Source organism: Pseudomonas sp. Bout1, assembly GCF_034314165.1.
Lineage (GTDB): Bacteria > Pseudomonadota > Gammaproteobacteria > Pseudomonadales > Pseudomonadaceae > Aquipseudomonas.
Map to the genome: position 1 here is coordinate 4,630,109 of NZ_JAVIWK010000001.1, position 17,110 is coordinate 4,647,218.

General features: G+C 62.5%; 13 protein-coding genes. 5 read left to right on the plus strand and 8 right to left on the minus strand.

Annotated elements, in window-relative coordinates; all coding sequences use genetic code 11:
• Nucleotides 1-64: 64 nt before the first annotated feature.
• The 3 genes from RGV33_RS21520 to RGV33_RS21530 are packed head-to-tail and all read right to left on the minus strand — an operon-like array spanning nucleotide 65 to nucleotide 4,263.
• The gene (locus RGV33_RS21520) at nucleotides 65-1,129 is read right to left on the minus strand and encodes a lipocalin-like domain-containing protein (RefSeq protein WP_322146032.1); all 1,065 of its coding nucleotides are present in this window, start codon (nucleotides 1,127-1,129) and stop codon (nucleotides 65-67) included.
• A complete protein-coding gene (locus tag RGV33_RS21525; protein ID WP_322146033.1) occupies nucleotides 1,119-3,593 on the minus strand; it encodes an ABC transporter permease in 2,475 nt (824 codons plus the stop codon). The genes RGV33_RS21520 and RGV33_RS21525 overlap by 11 nt, the downstream gene beginning before the upstream one ends.
• 1 nt (nucleotide 3,594) lies before the next feature.
• Nucleotides 3,595-4,263: an ABC transporter ATP-binding protein gene (locus RGV33_RS21530; RefSeq protein ID WP_322146034.1), complete on the minus strand. Its 669-nt coding sequence runs from the start codon at nucleotides 4,261-4,263 to the stop codon at nucleotides 3,595-3,597.
• A gap of 347 nt (nucleotides 4,264-4,610) precedes the next feature.
• On the opposite strand from RGV33_RS21530, the gene RGV33_RS21535 reads away from it, so the two are divergent.
• The 5 genes from RGV33_RS21535 (at nucleotide 4,611) to RGV33_RS21555 (ending at nucleotide 10,503) form a co-directional block, all read left to right on the plus strand.
• Nucleotides 4,611-5,294: a histidine phosphatase family protein gene (locus tag RGV33_RS21535; RefSeq protein ID WP_322146035.1), complete on the plus strand. Its 684-nt coding sequence runs from the start codon at nucleotides 4,611-4,613 to the stop codon at nucleotides 5,292-5,294.
• A gap of 343 nt (nucleotides 5,295-5,637) precedes the next feature.
• Nucleotides 5,638-7,293 (plus strand): lipid IV(A) 4-amino-4-deoxy-L-arabinosyltransferase, encoded by a 1,656-nt coding sequence (arnT, locus tag RGV33_RS21540; RefSeq protein WP_322146036.1) that lies wholly within the window; start codon nucleotides 5,638-5,640, stop codon nucleotides 7,291-7,293.
• A 59-nt stretch (nucleotides 7,294-7,352) separates the two neighbouring features.
• A complete protein-coding gene (locus tag RGV33_RS21545) occupies nucleotides 7,353-8,873 on the plus strand; it encodes a glycosyltransferase family 39 protein (protein WP_322146037.1) in 1,521 nt (506 codons plus the stop codon).
• A gap of 67 nt (nucleotides 8,874-8,940) precedes the next feature.
• Nucleotides 8,941-9,696: a M15 family metallopeptidase gene (locus tag RGV33_RS21550; protein WP_322146038.1), complete on the plus strand. Its 756-nt coding sequence runs from the start codon at nucleotides 8,941-8,943 to the stop codon at nucleotides 9,694-9,696.
• 84 nt (nucleotides 9,697-9,780) lie between these two features.
• Entirely contained in the window at nucleotides 9,781-10,503 is a 723-nt protein-coding gene (locus RGV33_RS21555; RefSeq protein WP_322146039.1) for a L,D-transpeptidase family protein, read from the plus strand.
• On the opposite strand, the gene RGV33_RS21560 is transcribed toward RGV33_RS21555, so the two are convergent.
• The 5 genes from RGV33_RS21560 to RGV33_RS21580 form a co-directional block, all read right to left on the minus strand.
• Nucleotides 10,470-11,330 carry an alpha/beta hydrolase gene (locus tag RGV33_RS21560; protein ID WP_322146040.1) on the minus strand — a complete coding sequence of 287 codons (861 nt, stop codon included), beginning with the start codon at nucleotides 11,328-11,330 and terminating at the stop codon, nucleotides 10,470-10,472. The genes RGV33_RS21555 and RGV33_RS21560 overlap by 34 nt on opposite strands.
• 812 nt (nucleotides 11,331-12,142) lie before the next feature.
• Nucleotides 12,143-13,723, minus strand: a complete 1,581-nt coding sequence (locus RGV33_RS21565) for an ABC transporter ATP-binding protein (protein WP_322146041.1) — start codon at nucleotides 13,721-13,723, stop codon at nucleotides 12,143-12,145.
• Entirely contained in the window at nucleotides 13,720-14,547 is an 828-nt protein-coding gene (locus RGV33_RS21570; protein WP_322146042.1) for an ABC transporter permease, read from the minus strand. Before RGV33_RS21570 ends, RGV33_RS21565 begins: the two co-directional genes overlap by 4 nt.
• Nucleotides 14,547-15,524 (minus strand): ABC transporter permease, encoded by a 978-nt coding sequence (locus tag RGV33_RS21575; RefSeq protein WP_322146043.1) that lies wholly within the window; start codon nucleotides 15,522-15,524, stop codon nucleotides 14,547-14,549. The genes RGV33_RS21570 and RGV33_RS21575 overlap by 1 nt, the downstream gene beginning before the upstream one ends.
• The gene (locus RGV33_RS21580; RefSeq protein ID WP_322146044.1) at nucleotides 15,521-17,104 is read right to left on the minus strand and encodes an ABC transporter substrate-binding protein; all 1,584 of its coding nucleotides are present in this window, start codon (nucleotides 17,102-17,104) and stop codon (nucleotides 15,521-15,523) included. The genes RGV33_RS21575 and RGV33_RS21580 overlap by 4 nt, the downstream gene beginning before the upstream one ends.
• Nucleotides 17,105-17,110 lie beyond the last annotated feature (6 nt).

Sequence of the window (17,110 nt, forward strand, 5' to 3'; positions counted from 1 at the left end):
TGCGAGGCCTTCCGTCAACATGCCCGGCAACCGGGATTTCAAACTGAGGTGGTGTGTGGTGCGCTCAATACCCAGTCATCTCCAGGTACCCAACCCCGCCCTGAAATTTTACCGGCCCTTCCCAGTAAGGAATGCTCAGGTTCATCCAGGCTTTTGGGTTGAGCGCTTGTGTGGTGATATCCAGATGCTTGCCCGGAATTTTCAGCGACCACTGGGTAGGAATATTGCGCCCATCGATGGCGGTGGTGCCCAGTGGCGTCAGTTGAATATCCTGGTTGTGCAAGGTCTGCGTGTGGCCCTCCTTGTCGATCCAGGTCCCGGTGAGGTACGACGGCCCATCCTTTTGTCGTACCCGAAACAGCATTAACTGCTCGCCGCCGTCCAGGTGCAGGGAGAACCAGTCCCAGCCGGTCTGGCTGGCGGTCAGCGGCTGGCTGCTCCATTCGCGGTCGAGCCAGGCGGTACCGCTGACCTGGTAGGTTGTGCCGTCGATAGTCACGCGGCCATCCGCCTGGAAGAACGGTTGGCTGTAGTAGTACGACGCCTGGCCCTGGTCGGATTTGCGGCTGTAGCCGTTATCACCCTGGAGCACCAGCGGGCGGCTGGAGGTCAGGTGCAGGTCGTAGTTGAAATGCTTCCCGCCAGCGGCAAGTTGCATGTCGGCCAGAGGGTTGGCGGCACCGGGGCGGCTGGCGAAATTCCAGTCATCGATCCAGGCAGTGAACGGCACCGCCTGGGCGCCTGCCTGCCCCACGCCGCCGCGGGCATAGCGTTCGGTGGCGTAATGGTGGGTGGCCGTGGTGACGGCGGCGTGGCCCAGCCAGATGGTCGAATCGTGCCAGCCAGGTTGTGTGGGCCCAGCCTTGAGCGCGTTGCGAAACAGCGTCCATTGCACGCCGTAGGCATTGCCCTCGGCGTCCTTGAGGTTGGCGGTGAGGTACCACCATTCAATGCGATAGCCGTCATGGGGCCCGTGGTCCTCGGGGAAGCTGAAGACCTTGCCGGGCAGCACTTGGGCAAAGTCCGCCGACTGGCTGCCCAGCCCGGCGAAACTCTCTTCAGGTGCCGAGGGTTTGTCGCACGCGCCCAGCAGCAGGAACGTCGCCCACAGCAGGTACTTAATCTTCATTGGCGAAGGTCCTCAGCAAATCCGTCGGGCGGCTGCGGTACAGCTGCCACAAGGGCCAGGCCGACGCCAGCAACGTGGCGAACATTGCCAGGCCCAACAGTTGCACCAGTTGCCATGGGAACACCTGCAACGGCAGGCGCCAGCCAAAGGCCTGGACGTTGATCACCACATCCAGGCACCAAGCCAGCAGCAAGCCCAACGGTAGCGCCAGCACCAGGGTCAGCACCGCCAGCAGCCAGGTTTGGCCGAGGTTCAGCAGCATCAGTTGGCGGCGTGTGACGCCCAGCGCCCACAGCGGTGCCAACTGGCCGAGGCGGCTTTGACTCTGGGTCAGCAGGCTGATGAACAACGCCACACCGGCAACGCCCAGGGTCAGGCTGTTGAGGGCGGCGGTGGCGGCAAACGTCCGTTCGAAGACCTGGCTCGACCAACCCTTGAGTTGCTGCTGGTCGACGATGCGGCTGTCTTCCAGGGCAAACCGGCCCTGCACTTCACGCACCAGTGGCGGCACATCACCCGGCAACACTCGCAGGTTGAAACGTGCCGGCGACAACCCCGGCCAGTGCTGCAACAGGTGTCGCGAATTCACCAGCAGATGGCCCTTGGGGTTGCCGTAGTCGGCGTAAACCCCCACGACCTTGGGCGACCACGGGCCCTGGGGCGTGGGGATGTTGATGACATCGCCCAACCGCACCTTGAGCCTGCGCGCCATTTGCTCACTGAGCATCAGGGTGTCGTCTTGCAGCAACTGGCCCCATGGATCCGCCGCCGCTTCCAGCAACGGCCAATGCTGGCGATAGGTCGGGTCGTCAACCACGCCGAACAGGTCAGCCGGCCAACCTTGCAACTGCACCGCGACCTGCCAGGTAGGCAGCACCGTCTGCACCAGCGGTTGCTGCGCCAGCCAGGTTTGCAAGGCCTCGGCCTGGGCCGGGTTTTGCGGGTTGAGGTACAGCTCGGCCGTCAGGCGTTGTTCCAGCCAGTTATTGAAGGTGTGGCGAAAGCCCGAGGTCATCGAACCCGCGCCGATGTTGGCGGCCAACGCCAGCAGCAACGCCATCAGCGCCAGGCTCAGGGCCGGCAATTGCTGGCGGCAATCGGCGAGAAACCATTGCCCCAGCACCGAACGGCTGCGCCCCAATACCGCCTTGAGCACACCATTGAGCACCACCGGCAAGCTCAATGCAGCGCCCAGCAACAAGGCGGCCATCAATACAAAACCGCTGGCCAGGCTATCGCCGAACACCAGCGCCAGCAGCGCGATCAATAAGGCCGCGCCGGCCACCCAGCCCTGGCGTCGCAGCCAGCGCCCATGGGCGTGGTGCCAAGCCTGGGCATTGGCCAGCGCCAACAACGGCAAACGCGCCGCTCGCCACAAGCTGCTGGCCCCGGCAAGCACGGCACCGAGCAAACCCAGGCCCAAACCACTGAGCCACCACAGCGGGCTGAGGCTCAATTGGCCGGGCACTTCGGCGCCATACAGGCCGCGTAAACTCGCCGCCACATCCGGTAGCAGCAGGCTGGCCAGCACGTACCCACTGGCGACACCGGCCAGGCCACCGAGCACGGCCAGGCCACCCAGCTCGACCGCCAGGCTGAGGATCAGCATCCGCGCGCTGACCCCGCACGCACGCAAGGTTCGCAGCAGGCCACGCCGTTGCTCCAGGGCCAGGCCGATGGCGGCGTGCACGATAAACAGTCCCACCACAAAGGACAAAAAGCCTAATGCATCGAGGTTCAGGTGAAAGCTTTCGGTGAGGCGTGCGAGGTTGTTTTCCTCGGCCTGCTTGAGCTGCAATTGCGCGCCCAGTTCCGGCGGCAAGGCGCGATGCGCGGCGGCGAAAGCCTTGTCCAGCAACAACCGCGACAGGCGTTGAGGCATGTCCAGCAGCGGCTGGGCAAAGCCGATATCCGTCAGCAACACACCGGGGGCCATGTCTGCTTGAGCATGCAGGGGCGGCAGGGCCAGGCCACTGGCCGTCAGCGGCTGGTCGCCCTCCTTCAGGCCCAGCGCCTGCAAGGTCTGCGGCGCGATCCAGGTGCGCCCCGGCGGGTTGAAGAACGCGACCATCTGTGCCCGGTCGAGGGTCTGCCCGGCTACTGCGCCACCGCCAGGCAATGACACCGGGTCGATGCCCATCACTTGCAGGCGCTGGTCTTCATGCCCCTTGAGTATCACGCGGCCTTGCACCACTGGCGACACCGGCCAACCCGCACGCCGCAACTCGGCAAACAGCGCCTGAGGGAAACTGGCACCGTCCGGTGCACTGAGGCTGGCCTGGGGTTCACCGCCGATCAGTTGGCTGGCCCGGGCATAGCTGTCGCGCGCCTGGCTGTTGAGGGCTTGCACGCCGGTCAACAGCGCGGTGGCCAGCCACAAGCCGGTAAGCACGCTGAAAAACTGCACAGGGTGGCGGCGCCAATGGCTGAACAGGGCGCGCAGTGTCCAATAGAAAATACGCATTTCAGCGCCCATGCGCGGCAAGTACCTGGCCGCGGTGCAACACTACCTGCTGGTCCAGGCGCGCGGCGATACGCGGGCTGTGGGTGACCATCAACAAACTGGTGGGGCTGTCGCGCAGCAGGTCCAGCAGCAGTTGCAGCACTTCGTCGCTGGTGGCTTCGTCGAGGTTGCCGGTGGGTTCGTCCGCCAGCAGCAAACCGGGCCGGGATGCCAGGGCTCGCCCTACGGCCACGCGTTGCTGCTGGCCGCCGGACAGTTGTTCGGGGTAACGCTTGAGTAAGTCACCCAGGCCCAGGCGCTCCACTAGCTGCGCTTGCCAAGCCGGATCGAGGCGCCCGGCCAGGCGCGCCTGGAACGCCAGGTTGTCTTCAACCCGCAGGCTGCCGATCAGGTTGAATTGCTGGAACACCAGGCCGATCTCGGTGCGGCGCCAGTGGGCCAACTGAGCTTCGCCCATCTGGTCCAGCCGCTGTTCGCCGACCTGGATGCTGCCACGGTCGACCCGGTCGAGGCCCGCCACCAGATGCAGCAAGGTACTTTTTCCGCTACCGGACTCGCCCATCAGCGCCAGGCTGCTGCGCTTGCCCAGGTACAGGTCGACACCCGCCAGCACGGGTAACGGCCCCAGCGGCGTGCCGTAGCTTTTAAATACACCGTGTACCTGCAGCATCACCATTCCCCACCGGCTTCTGGACTGAGGCTGAGAATAACGGTTGTCACATTTTTATGTCACAACCATGGGCAAAAGGAGCGCCCCAATGACCACCCGCAAATTTTTCACATTGATTTCACTCGGCCGCCACCTGCAGCACTTTAAATTGCCGTGCATAAGGCGCTAACAGCGTGGTTATTTCAAACGCCGAATAGTGCAAGTGAACAATTTTTAACATCGGTATGTTCAGCAAAAAGACAGCGCGCCTGTGACACGCTTTTGCATATTCCTGCATACGCGCTTGTCTCTTTGCGCCCTGTCTAACTTGCCGCTGCCAGTTACCGGATTACGCCTGGAAGTTATCAATGGTGAATAGTGTGGTTGACCTGACTCTGAGCAAGTCCCGTTCGCGCTGGGCTTATGTAAAGCAGTTGAACAAGCTATGGCTTGGCCTGGCCTGCATGGTGCTGGTCAGCCTGGCAGTGAGCGCGTTTATCTGGTGGCCTCGCTCGCCCTTGGACCTGGGCGTAGGCCATCGCCTGCTCACCTCCGGCGCCGTGGAAGCCTGGCGCAACGGTGACCTGGTGGTGCTGGTGCGTCACGAGGAACGTTGCGATCGCTCCACCAACCCATGCCTGGGCCCGGCAGATGGCCTGACGGTTATCGGTTCGCAAACGGCGACTGCCACCGGCAAAGCCTTCCAGACCCTGGGCATGGAAAATACCGACGTCATGAGCAGCCCCACCACCCGTACCGCACAGACGTCATTGTTCATGTTCGGCAAGGCCCAATTGTCACCCGGCCCACTGGCTATCTGCGGCCATGCGATCGCCGAGGAAATCCTTCCCCATAAACAGCCTGATCGCAATTTGCTGGTGGTCACCCACAGTGCCTGCATCAGCGACTTTGAGCAGACGCTGGGTTATGAACACGCCGCTCACGCCGAGTACGGCAGCGCGTTGTTTGTAAAGCTGCTGCCCAATGGCAAGTTCAAGGCCCTGGGCATTATGAACAGCCAGGACTGGGCCGCGGCACTCAAACAACTCTAGAACACTTTTTCACATTTATTTGTTCAAGTTTGTTCAGCAAAAAGACAGCCAGCCCATGGCACATTAAATATATTTAACGTGCATTTTTTATAAGCACTTAGCTCGCTGACTTTGCACACGCTAACAATATGACAGTGAGTATTGACTTATTAGACGCTGCGCGTTTGCCGCGCTGGACTGGCGCTCATGGACCTTCAGTTTTTTTGCCGACTAACAGACTGTTTAAGGAATAACGCTCTGTGCCGCACGCCTATCCAACCACCCTCCCGTTCCACCCCTCGCGCATGGCTGATACGGCGCTCGCGCCGATCTGCCGTCAACACCGCTTGAGAGTGCAATAATCATGACTCGCCTTAAACCTTTGCCCGTACTGCTGCTGGCATTCGTGATGTTCTATCTGTTGCCGCTGGGCCTGCACGGCCTGTGGATTCCCGACGAAACCCGCTACGCCCAGATCAGCCAGGAAATGATCATGAGCGGCAACTGGGTATCGCCGCACTTCATGGGCGTGCGCTATTTCGAAAAACCCGCCGCCGGCTACTGGATGATCGCGCTGGGCCAGGCGGTGTTTGGTCAAAACCTGTTCGGCGTACGCATCGCCTCGGCCCTGGCCACCGGCCTGAGCATTGTGCTCGCCTACCTGATAGCCCGCCGGCTGTGGAACGACCCACGCAAGAGTTTCGCCTGCGCCCTGCTCTACATGAGCTTTGGCCTGGTGGCCGGGCAAGCCGGGTACTCCAACCTGGACCCGCAATTCACCCTGTGGGTCAACCTGAGCCTGGTGGCGCTGTGGTTTGCCCTCGACAGTACCAACCCTCGCGCCCGGCTCGCCAGCTGGACATTGCTGGGCGTGGCCTGCGGCATGGGTTTCATGACCAAGGGCTTCCTCGCCTGGTTGCTGCCGGTGTTGATCGCCCTGCCCTACATGCTCTGGCAACGCCGCCTGGGGGAACTGTTGCGCTACGGGCCGCTGGCGATACTGGTGGCGGCGGTGGTGTGCCTGCCCTGGGTGCTGACCATCCATCTGCAGGAGCCGGACTACTGGCGGTTCTTTTTCTGGCATGAACACATTCGCCGGTTTGCCGCCGACAATGCCCAACATGCGCGGCCCTGGTGGTTCTACCTGCCGCTGATGGTGGTGTCGTGCCTGCCGTGGGCGGCGCTGCTGCCGGCCACGCTGTGCAAGACCTGGAAGGACAAGGGCCAACCCGCCATTGTCTTCCTCGCCCTGTGGCTGCTGCTGCCCCTGGGTTTCTTCAGCCTGAGCAACGGCAAGTTGCCGACCTACATCATGCCGTGCCTGCTGCCCCTGGCGTTGCTGATGGGCCACGCGCTGGTCGACCTGCTGGCCAATGCCCGTACCCGCACACTGCGCTTCAACGGCCTGCTCAACCTGGGCATCGGCGTGGCGGCGATGGTGACGCTGATCTACCTGCAAATCGCCAGGCCGCTGTACGGCAACAGCCACAGTGAGATGTTCAACCTGTCCCTGACGTTCATCGTACTGATGGGCTGGATGCTCGCCAACCTGCTGCAAGCGTTCCGCCCGCTGGCCCTGTGGGCAATGCCCGCTCTGGGCATTGGCCTGTTGGTGGCGCTGCTGCCCGCGGGCATGCCGGCGCTGATCGAAGACAACCAGATGCCCGACCAGTTTGTGCTCGAACACCTTGACGAGCTGCAACAGACCCACGCTTTGTTGAGTAACGAATTGGGCTCGGCCTCGGCACTGTCATGGCGCCTGCGCCGGCCCGAAGTGGCGCTGTACGACACCGAAGGCGAACTGCGCTACGGCCTGCAATACGCCGATTCGATGCACCGCAAGGTCAGCCTGGACGGCGTTCAGGCCTGGCTCAAGCAGGCGCGCCAGCAAGGTTCGGTGGGCGTACTGATGCGTGTCAGGAGCACCAGTGAAATGCGCGAAGCCGGGCAGTTGCCACTGGGCGGCAAGCGTTATTACAAGGGCGACCTGGAGATCATCATCTACCCGCCAATGCCGTAACACAGCAGCACTAATGTGGGGTGACCCATTTAACCCTCATCCCACCTCGGAACTGCTCCATGACCTTCTGGAAAACCGAACGCGGCGCCCTGCTGTTACTCCTTGGCGTGTCTGCCGTGATCCTGCTGCTGGGCCTGGGCGCCCGTGACCTGTGGGGCCCGGAAACCCGCTGGGCCAACATCACCCTGCAAATGCTGCAAAGCGGCGACTACTTCGACCCGTACCTCAAGGGCACCCCGTACTACGACAAACCGCTGCCGTCGTACTGGCTGATCACCGGCTTTGCCAACCTGATGGGCGGCCTGGGCCCGTGGTCGCTGCGCCTGTCGTCGGTGGTCTCGGCGTGGCTGAGTATCTGGCTGGTGTACCTGATCGGTGAGCGCCTGTTTCGCAAGGGCACCGGCCTGATTGCCGGCTGGATGCTCGCCACCACCTTCTACTTCATCTTCTGGGCCCGCGTGGCCACGGCCGATGTGCTGACCGTGTGCGGCGTGCTGGCGGCCGTCTGGTGGTATTGGCGCGGGCCGGACGACACACGGCTTGGGCGCTACACGGTGTTCTTCCTGTTGCTGGCGACGACCTCGCTGTTCAAGGGGTTGATCGGCTTTGTGCTGCCGGGCCTGGTACTGCTGCCGCACCTGCTCAGCGAGCATCGCTACAAACGTCACCTGAACCTGCGGCTGGTACTGGCCGTGATCATCGCCTTGGCGTTCTACGCGATTCCGTTTGTACTGTCCCACCTCTACGGCGCGCCGACCTATGGTGAAAGCGGCCTGGAACTGGTGTTTAGGGAAAACGTGGTGCGCTTTTTCGACCCGTTCGACCATATGGGTCCGATCTACACCTACCTGATCTACCTGCCTGCCTACACCTTGCCCTGGGCCCCCTGCTGGATCCTTGGCCTGTGGCTGGCGCTGCGGCACTGGCGCGACACCCCGCCCACTACCCGCTGGCTGGTCTGGGGCCTGGGCCTGTTGTTTGTATTTTTCACCGCCAGTGGCAGCCGGCGCAGTTACTACGTGCTGCCACTGGTGCCGTTCGCGCAGTTGCTGGCGGCGTGGTGGGTGAGTGAGCGTATCGCCCGCAAAGGCACTGTCGGGCGGGGCTGGCAGCGAGGGTTCGGCGTCGCCGCGGGAGTGATGCTGCTGGTGCTCGGGGTGGTGTATCCGTGGACCAATGGCAACGGCGGCGTGACCCGTTTTGCCGATGATGTGCAAGCGCAAGCGGTAAAAAGCGCACCGTGGGATCAATGGCAAATGGTGATGGTGGAAGTCGATAACAAAGTACCGATGTACCTGCAAAACCACGGCGCGCCGTTTTACTACGTGGCCGAGACCCAGGACTTCCCGCGTGGGGGCGACAGCGCCGCGTTCATGGCCTGGCTGGAGACCACCAGCGGCCGCCACTTCGATCCGCAACGCACGATTATCGTCGCCCAATACACCAAGGATGCGCCGACGCCGCTGGCTTATCTGGGCAGCGATCATCAAGTGATCAGTACCCAGCCAGACAATGGCGAACGGCTGTTCCACAAGCGTGACGCTGGCAGCGTGGCGTTTGTGCCCAATGCCGTGCCGTAGCACTGGCGGCCCGGGCCGGGCATTGCTAGTGTGGCGCGCTTAAGCCACCGTCCGAGCCCGGCCTTTTATGCCCTACTCTTTCCCTGCCGCCCTGCTCCTCATCGCGCTCGCCGCACCGGCAATGGCAGACACGCCAATGCCGGCCAGCATGGTTTACCTGCGAAGCCTCAACCCGAGCATCTCCCAGGACATTCGCTACGCCAGCCCCCATAACTTCACCGGAGCGCCGCTGGATGGCTACAACGCAGCGCAATGCGTACTGTCGGCCGACGCGGCAAAGGCACTGGTACGGGTACAAGCCGAGTTGGCCAGGCAGGGTTACGGCCTGAAGGTATTCGACTGCTATCGCCCCAGCCGTGCCGTGGCGAACATGGGCCGCTTCGCCAACCTGCCGGGCGATCCGGCCAAAACCGAGTTCTACCCCCGGGTGAACAAGCAGGATTTCTGGCGCCTGGGCTATGTGGCCAAAGTTTCCAACCACTCCCGGGGCGCGGCAGTTGACGTGACCCTGACAGGCCCTGACGCACGGCCGGCCCAAGCCTGGAGCGCCACCACCCCGGCGGTAGATTGCACCGCCGGTTACGGTCGCCGCCTGCCCGATGGCGGCCTGGACATGGGCACCGGTTTTGATTGCTTCGACGAAATGGCCCACACCAGCAGCCCCCGCATCAGTCAGACAGCACAGCAAAATCGCCAGCGACTGAGCGCTGCGATGGCCAAGGAAGGCTTTACCGGCTATGCCGGCGAATGGTGGCATTTCACCTACAGCCGCAGCCCGGTACGGGCCGAGCCGATGGACTTCCCTATTGAACCGCTGCGGTAACATCGCAACACAGCTTCAGTTTGATAAAACCCGGGGTAAAAACTAGCGTTTGAGGCATCCCTACCTTTCAAGGACTGAACGACAGTGAACCCACTTATCACAACCTGCGCGGTGCTGCTGGCGCTGCATTCAAGCGTGGCGATTGCGCAAATTCCCGACGACAGCCGGCAACTGGTGGTGGTCACCACGCCAGGCTGGAACGCCGTTCAGGGCTTGGCACAGCGCTATGAACGGCACGCGCAAGGCTTTCAAAAAGTCGGTGAACCGTTTGCCATTGTGGTCGGCAAAAACGGCATGGCCTGGGGCACCGGCATTACCGCGAACAGCCCTGACCAGCAGCCCCTCAAACGTGAGGGCGACGGCAAGGCTCCGGCCGGCATCTTCAGGCTTGGTGACGCCTTCGGCTACGCCCCCACCGCCAGCACCCGGCTGCCTTACACCGCCAGTACCGCCACGCTCGAATGCGTGGATGACAGCCAGTCCAGCCACTACAACACCCTGGTCGACGGCTCGGTCGTGACCAAGGACTGGACCAGCTCCGAGCGGATGTTGCGCAAGGATCAGCTGTACCGCCAGGGGATTTTTGTCGAGCACAACACACCGGCTTCAGCCAAGGGTGGCTCGTGTATTTTCCTGCACATCTGGCGCAACGTCAGTTCGGGGACGTTGGGTTGCACGGCGATGGACCCGGCGCATATCCAGGCGTTGTTTGCCTGGCTGGACCCGCGAGCAAACCCGCTGTTGGTGCAATTGCCGGCGGCGCAATACGCGCTTTACCGCGAGCGCTGGAAGCTGCCGTCCCCTTGAGCCTGTTGCAATTGGTGGAAGGCGGCCAATACCTCATCGGGTTTCTCCAGCATCAGTTGATGGCCACACTCGGCCAGCAGTTGGAACCGGGCATTGGGCAGATGCCGCGCTAGGGCTTCGCCGCCGCTGGCGGGGGTCAGGCCATCGGTGTCACCGGCTTGTATGCTTATGGGCAAGGTCAGGGTGAGCAGTGCATCGGCGTCTGGCCATTGGACGTTTTTCATCAGGGCCTTGAACATATACAAGGGGTTGCGCTCGGTGAGTTTTTCTTCGTAGGCGACCAGGGCGGGGTCGGCCTTGGCGTTCCACGCAGCCTGGCGGAAGCCCTTGGCCAGCAGTGGCCGCAGCCGTTCCAGGATCCACGCGGGCAGGCGCATCAGGCCGCCACTTCTGCTGATGCTGTGGAGTCGGGTGCCCAGCAGCAATAGGGCTTCGACAGGGATCGCGGGTTTGTTCAGCAAGGTGCTCAGGGTCAAGCCGGTACCGAAGGAGTGGGCAACGATGAGGTTGCGGGGGCCGCCGTAGCGTTTGAGGATTTCAAGGTAGTCGGCGACCAGTTCGGGCCAGGCGTAGGCCTCAGCGTTGCGTGGTTTTGCGCTGTCGCCGTGGCCCAGGAGGTCCCAGGCGACCAGGCTGTAGCCTTCTGTTTTCAGGGCTTGCCATTGGTGGCGCCATTGGTCCTTGTTGCCGCCGGCGCCGTGGCAGAAGAACACTACCGTATCGGGTTGGGTGGTGCCCACGTGATGGGTGAGGCTCAGGTGGCGGTTGGGGCGGATTTCCAGTTGTTGGCCACGGATTAGTGGCAGGTCGGAGAGCTTGGTGGTCATGGGGTTGAAATTCCTTGGTGCGTGAAATGGGGTGTATATCCGTTGTTGCGGTCAGGGCCGCTATGGGTTCCGCCCTTACGGCGGCTCACTTTTGAACAGCGCAAAAGTAAGCAAAACGCTCTTGCCCCACCACTCGGCACCTCGCCTAGGCTCGGTGTGCCCTCACTCCGGCTTTGGAGCGTGGGCCGCCGTCATGGGCCATCCTTGGCCCAGGACGGCTAACCCGGCGTCCTGCCGGGTTACCCACGCTCCAAAGCCTGCGTTCGGCCAGCGTGGTTTAACGGGGCGCCTAAGATCAAGATCACAAGCAGATCAAGAACACAGCGGCCTACAGGCCGGCTTGAGTGTTAAAAGCCAGATCAAAAGCTAAAGCAGGCACGGTTCCAATGTGGGAGCTGGCTTGCCTGCGATGGCATCACCTCGGCACATCTGAAAAACCGAGTTGCCTGCATCGCCGGCAAGCCAGCTCCTACAGCTTTTGCCTTGGCTTTTAACACTCAGGTCGGCTTTCAGGCCGCCGTGCCCTTGATCTGCTTGTGATCTTGATCTGACTGCCCCATTCAGCCCGAGGCCGAACGCAGGGATTGAGGAGCGGGTAAACCGGCAGGACGCCGGTTTAGCCGCGACGGGCCAGGGACGGGCCGTCGCGGCGGCCCGCGGAGCAATGCCGGAGTGAGGGCACACCGAGCCTAAGCGAGGTGCCGACAGGCGGGGCAGAGCGTTTTGGTTACTTTTGCGCTTTTCAAAAGTGACCCGCTGTAAGAGCGGAACCCATATCAGCCGTGACCCAAATAACGGATATACCCCCCAAGTCAGATCGCCTCAGCCATCAACAACTCCCGCGTATACGGATGCCGCGCATCAGCAAAAAGCGCCGCCGTCTCCCCCTGCTCCACCACCCGCCCCTGACGCATCACCGCAATCCGGTCACACAACCGCGCAGCCACCCGCAAATCATGAGTAATAAACACAATGCTCAACTTCAACCGCCGCTGCAGCGACTCCAGCAGCTCCAGAATCTGCACCTGAATCAACGCATCAAGCGCCGACACACACTCATCGGCGATTAACACCTTAGGCTCCACCGCCAACGCCCGAGCGATACCTATGCGCTGCCGTTGCCCACCCGAAAACTCATGCGCAAACCGCTCAAACGCCGTCTCCGGCAACCCCACCAACCCCAGCAACTCCCTGGCCCGCCGTTCAGCATCAGCCTTGGAAACTCCGTGCACCAAAGGCCCGGTCATAATCATCTGCCCCACCGTCTGCCGCGGATTAAGCGAAGCAAACGGATCCTGGAAAATCATCTGCACATCACGACGCAATGGCCGCAATTGCCCTTCAGACAACCCCGCCACCTCCCGTCCCAACCACTCGACCTGCCCGCTGTCCGCACGCAACAAACGCACCAGGCAGCGGCCCAAGGTCGACTTGCCCGAGCCCGACTCCCCCACAATCCCCAACGTCTCACCCTCACGCAATTGCAACTGAACCGCGTCCAACGCCACCGTGGTGCGCCGCCCCCACCAGCCACTGCGGCTGCTGAACACCTTGCCCAACGCCTGTGCCTTCAGGACCACCGGGCCAACCACTCGCGTACGCGGCATCAGCGGTTGCGCCGACACCGCCGCAAGCAACTGCCGAGTGTAGCTTTCCCGGGGTACACGCAATACCGCCTGCGCCGTGCCCTGCTCCACCACCCGGCCCCTTTCCAATACCAACACCCGGTCGGCAATCGCCTCGACCACGGCAAAATCGTGGGTGATAAACAACAGCGCCATGCCCTTGTCCCGCTGGATCTTGCGCAGCAGGTCGAGGATCTGCGCCTGGGTGGTCACATCCAGCGCCGAGGTCGGTTCATCGGCAATCAACAACGCCGGATCAAACGCCAGGGCCATGGCGATCACCACCCGCTGGCGCTGCCCACCCGACAGTTCAAACGGATAAGCCAGGCGCAGCCGCGCCGGCTCAGGCAAGCCGACATAACCGAGCAAATCCACCACCCGCTGACGCCGCACGCGCCCCGATGCCACGCCATGGGCGCGCAGGGTTTCGTCGATCTGTTCGCCCACGCGCAACAACGGATTGAGCGCGCTCATGGGCTCCTGGAACACCATGCTGATATCGCGCCCGCGCAGTTGGCGCATGGCCTCTTCGCTGTGCGTCGCCAGGTCTTCGTCACGAAACACCAAGCGTCCACTTTCCACCGTCAGCGGGTCCGGCAACTGGCGCAACAAAGCCTTGGCCAGCATCGACTTGCCGGAGCCCGATTCGCCCACCACACACAGGCATTCGCCACTGTTCAGTTGCAGTGACAGGTCATACAGCGCATGGCTGCGGTCTGCACCGGCCGGCAAGGCGATACGCAAATGCTCAACACTCAACAACGTCATACTGACCTCCCTGGCTCAAAGGCCACACGCAAGCCTTCGCCCACCCGATTCACCGCCAGCACGCACAGCACAATCGCCAGCCCCGGCAGAAAGCTCATCCACCAGGCATCCCGCAGCAAGCCACGGGAGGCGTTGATCATGTAGCCCCAGCTCATGGCCTCCGGGTCGCTCAAGCCGAGAAATGCCAGCGCCGCTTCGGTGAGGATCGCTGTGGCCATCACAAAGGTCATGGTCACCAGTAACGGCGCCAGGGCATTGGGCAGGATTTGCTGGGTGATGATCCCCAGCGGTGACTGCCCCAGCACCCGCGCGGCCTGTACGAACTCGCGCTGGCGCAAGGTCAGGAATTCACTGCGCACCAACCGCGCCACCGCCGGCCAGGCCACGAGTGCGATTGCCAGCACGATAGAGAACAACGAAGGCTCAAGGATCGCCACCAGAATCACCGCCAGCACCAGCTGTGGAATGATCTGGAAGAACTCAGCAACGCGCATCAGCATGCCGTCGAGCCAGCCACCGAAATAGCCCGCGAGGGCCCCCACCAGCAGGCCGACCACCAAGGTCGCCAGGCTGGCCAGGGCCCCCACCGCCAGGGACACCCGCGCGCCGTACAGTAGACCGATGGCGAGGTCGCGACCGAGCAGGTCACTGCCCAGCCAATGGGCCGAATCGTGGAACGGCGCGAGCATCGGCTGGCTGTTCATTTCCCACGGCGAACTGCTGGTGAGCCAGGGTGCGGCGATCGCCAACAACGTCAGCAGCAACAAAAACAACGCACCTGTCAACGCCGACGGCTGACGCACAAAACGTCGAAGAACCTGCATCAACCTTGCACTCCTGCACCGATACGCGGGTCGAGGAAACGACAGATCACATCGGTCAGCACGTTAAAACCCACCACCAGAATCGAGATCACCAGAAAACCACCCATCAACACGCCGTAATCCCTCTGGGCCAGCGAGTCGTACATCAAACGGCCAATCCCCGGCCAGGAATACACCACCTCCACCAGCAGCGCGCCGCTGGCCAACTGGCCCAATTGCAAACCGGCAAACGTGACCACCGGCAACAGCGCATTGCGCAGCACGTGCACATACAGAATCCGCCTCGGGTGCAGGCCCTTGGCGTGGGCCGTGCGCACGTATTCCTGGCCGAGGGCATCGAGCACCGCGGCGCGGGTCAGGTGGATATACAGGGCAAGGAACAGCACGCTCAACGACACGCACGGCAACAGTAGATGCTTGAGCCGGTCGACCAGGGAAAAGTCCTGCGCCACCGTCTCCATGCCGAACGCCGGCAACCAATCGAGGCTGACGGAGAACAGCAGGATCAGCAGCATCGCCAGCCAGAACGTCGGCATCGCGTACAACAGCAACGCGCCGTGGGAGATCACGCCGTCGAGCCAATGACGTTTCTGCCGGGCCCGCGCGGCCAGCGTACCGAGGGTGACGCCCAGCACCGATGACAGCAAAAAGGCCGAGCCCATCAGGGCCAAGGTCGCCGGCAAGCGCTCGGCAATCAGCGACCACACCGAGGTCTGGTTGCGATAGGAATAGCCCAGGTCCAGATGGGCAATATTGCCCAGGTAGATCAGCAGCTGCGTCAGCAGGGGCTTGTCCAGGCCCATAGTCTGGCGCAGGTGTTCGATGAACTGCACGTCGTCCACGCCCGCCTCACCGGCCAACAACAGCGCCGGGTCGCCCGGCGCCAGGCGGATCAGCAAAAAGCCCAGCACCAGCACCGCCACAATCATCAACAGCGCCTTGACCAGACGGCCGCTGAAATACCGCAGCCCGTTCATGGCGCAGGCGCCTCGAGGTAGACGCTTTCGTAGTCTTCGTTAAGGCTGGTGGCGGTTTGCAGCAGGTTTTTCACCTCTTTGTGGAACAGCGTCGGGTAGCGCATTTCGAAGATCGGCGCGATCGGCAGGTCGGTGTTCAGCACGCTTTCCAACTGGCTGTAGAGTTTGGTGCGCTCCGGGCCTTCCGGGGTATTGGCGACTTGGGTCCACAGCGCATCGGCCTCGGGGCTGTTATAGCCGCTGACGTTGGCGAACGGCGAGGTCTTGAGGATGTAGTCGGAGCGGTACAGGTAAGCGTTGGTCAGGTAGGGGTCGCCGATCTGGAAGATGAAGTTATAGGTCAGGTCGAAGTCCCAGTCGCTGACGCGCTGGAACCAGGTGGCTGCGTCGGAGGTGACCACTTGCACCTTGAAGCCCAGCGGTTGCAGGGCTTGCTTGGTGTACTCGGCCAGGCGCTCCCAGGCGCCGCCCTTCTCACCGTTGAGCAGGCGGATCCGCACCGCGCCCACGTCCACGCCAGACTCGGCAATCAATGCCTTGGCCTTTTTCACGTCGTAGGTGTATTGCGGCAATTGCGGGTCGTGGTACGGCGAGGTGGACACGAACTGACCCGGCGCGACCTTGCCCGAGCCAAAGAAAATGTTGTCGACAATGAACTGGCGGTTCAGCGCATACAGGATCGCCTGGCGCACCTTGGGATTGTTCAGCGGCGGCTTGCGCGTGTTGATCTGCAGGAAGGCCAGGCCGGAGTACAGCTCCCAGCCTTTTTCCGAAGACTGCACGTTTGGCAAGGCGGTCAGGCGCTTGAGGTCGGAATAGTCGGCATCCCCGCTGCGCAGTACTTGCACGTCGTCACGTTCGAAGGCGGCCGCGCGGGAAGATCCATCCGGGATCACGTGGAAGATGATGCCGTCCAGATGTGGCAGGCCTTTTTTCCAGTAGTCCGGGTTCTTCGCCAGCTTGATATAGGCGCCGCGCTTCCACTCTACAAACACGAACGGGCCGGTGCCGACGGGCTTGAGGTTGTAGGGGTTGTTGCGAAAGTCGGTGTTCTCGTAGAGGTGCCTGGGCACGACAGGACGCAGCCCGCTGCCCAAGGCAGAGAGCAGCGGTGCGAAGGGTTTCTTGAGCTGGAAGACCACTTGCAGCGGGCCCTTGGCCGTGATGCTCGCGACGTATTCGGTGAAGACCCCGCCCAGGCGCTTGTCCACTTCGGGGTAGAAGGTCTGGAAGCTGAACACCACGTCATCGGCGGTGAAGGCGTGGCCGTCGTGCCAGCGCACGCCGTCCTGCAAATCGAAAGTGTAGGTCAGGCCATCCGGGGAGACGGTCCAGGACTTGGCCAACACCGGCTTGGGTTTGAGGTCGGTGTCGAAGGTCAGCAGGCCCTGGAGGATCTTGCCGCTGACGTACTGGGTGGATACGTGGCTGACCACCCCGTGCATCAGCGACGGCGGCTCGGGTTGGGCCACCAGGTTCAGCACGCCGCCGTCATGGGGTTGCGCCTGAGCGGTGCCGGCCAGCAGCACGGCGCCAAGTCCCAGGTATGAGAGGACACGGCGAAAGGATAAAGGGCGCATGGAGAT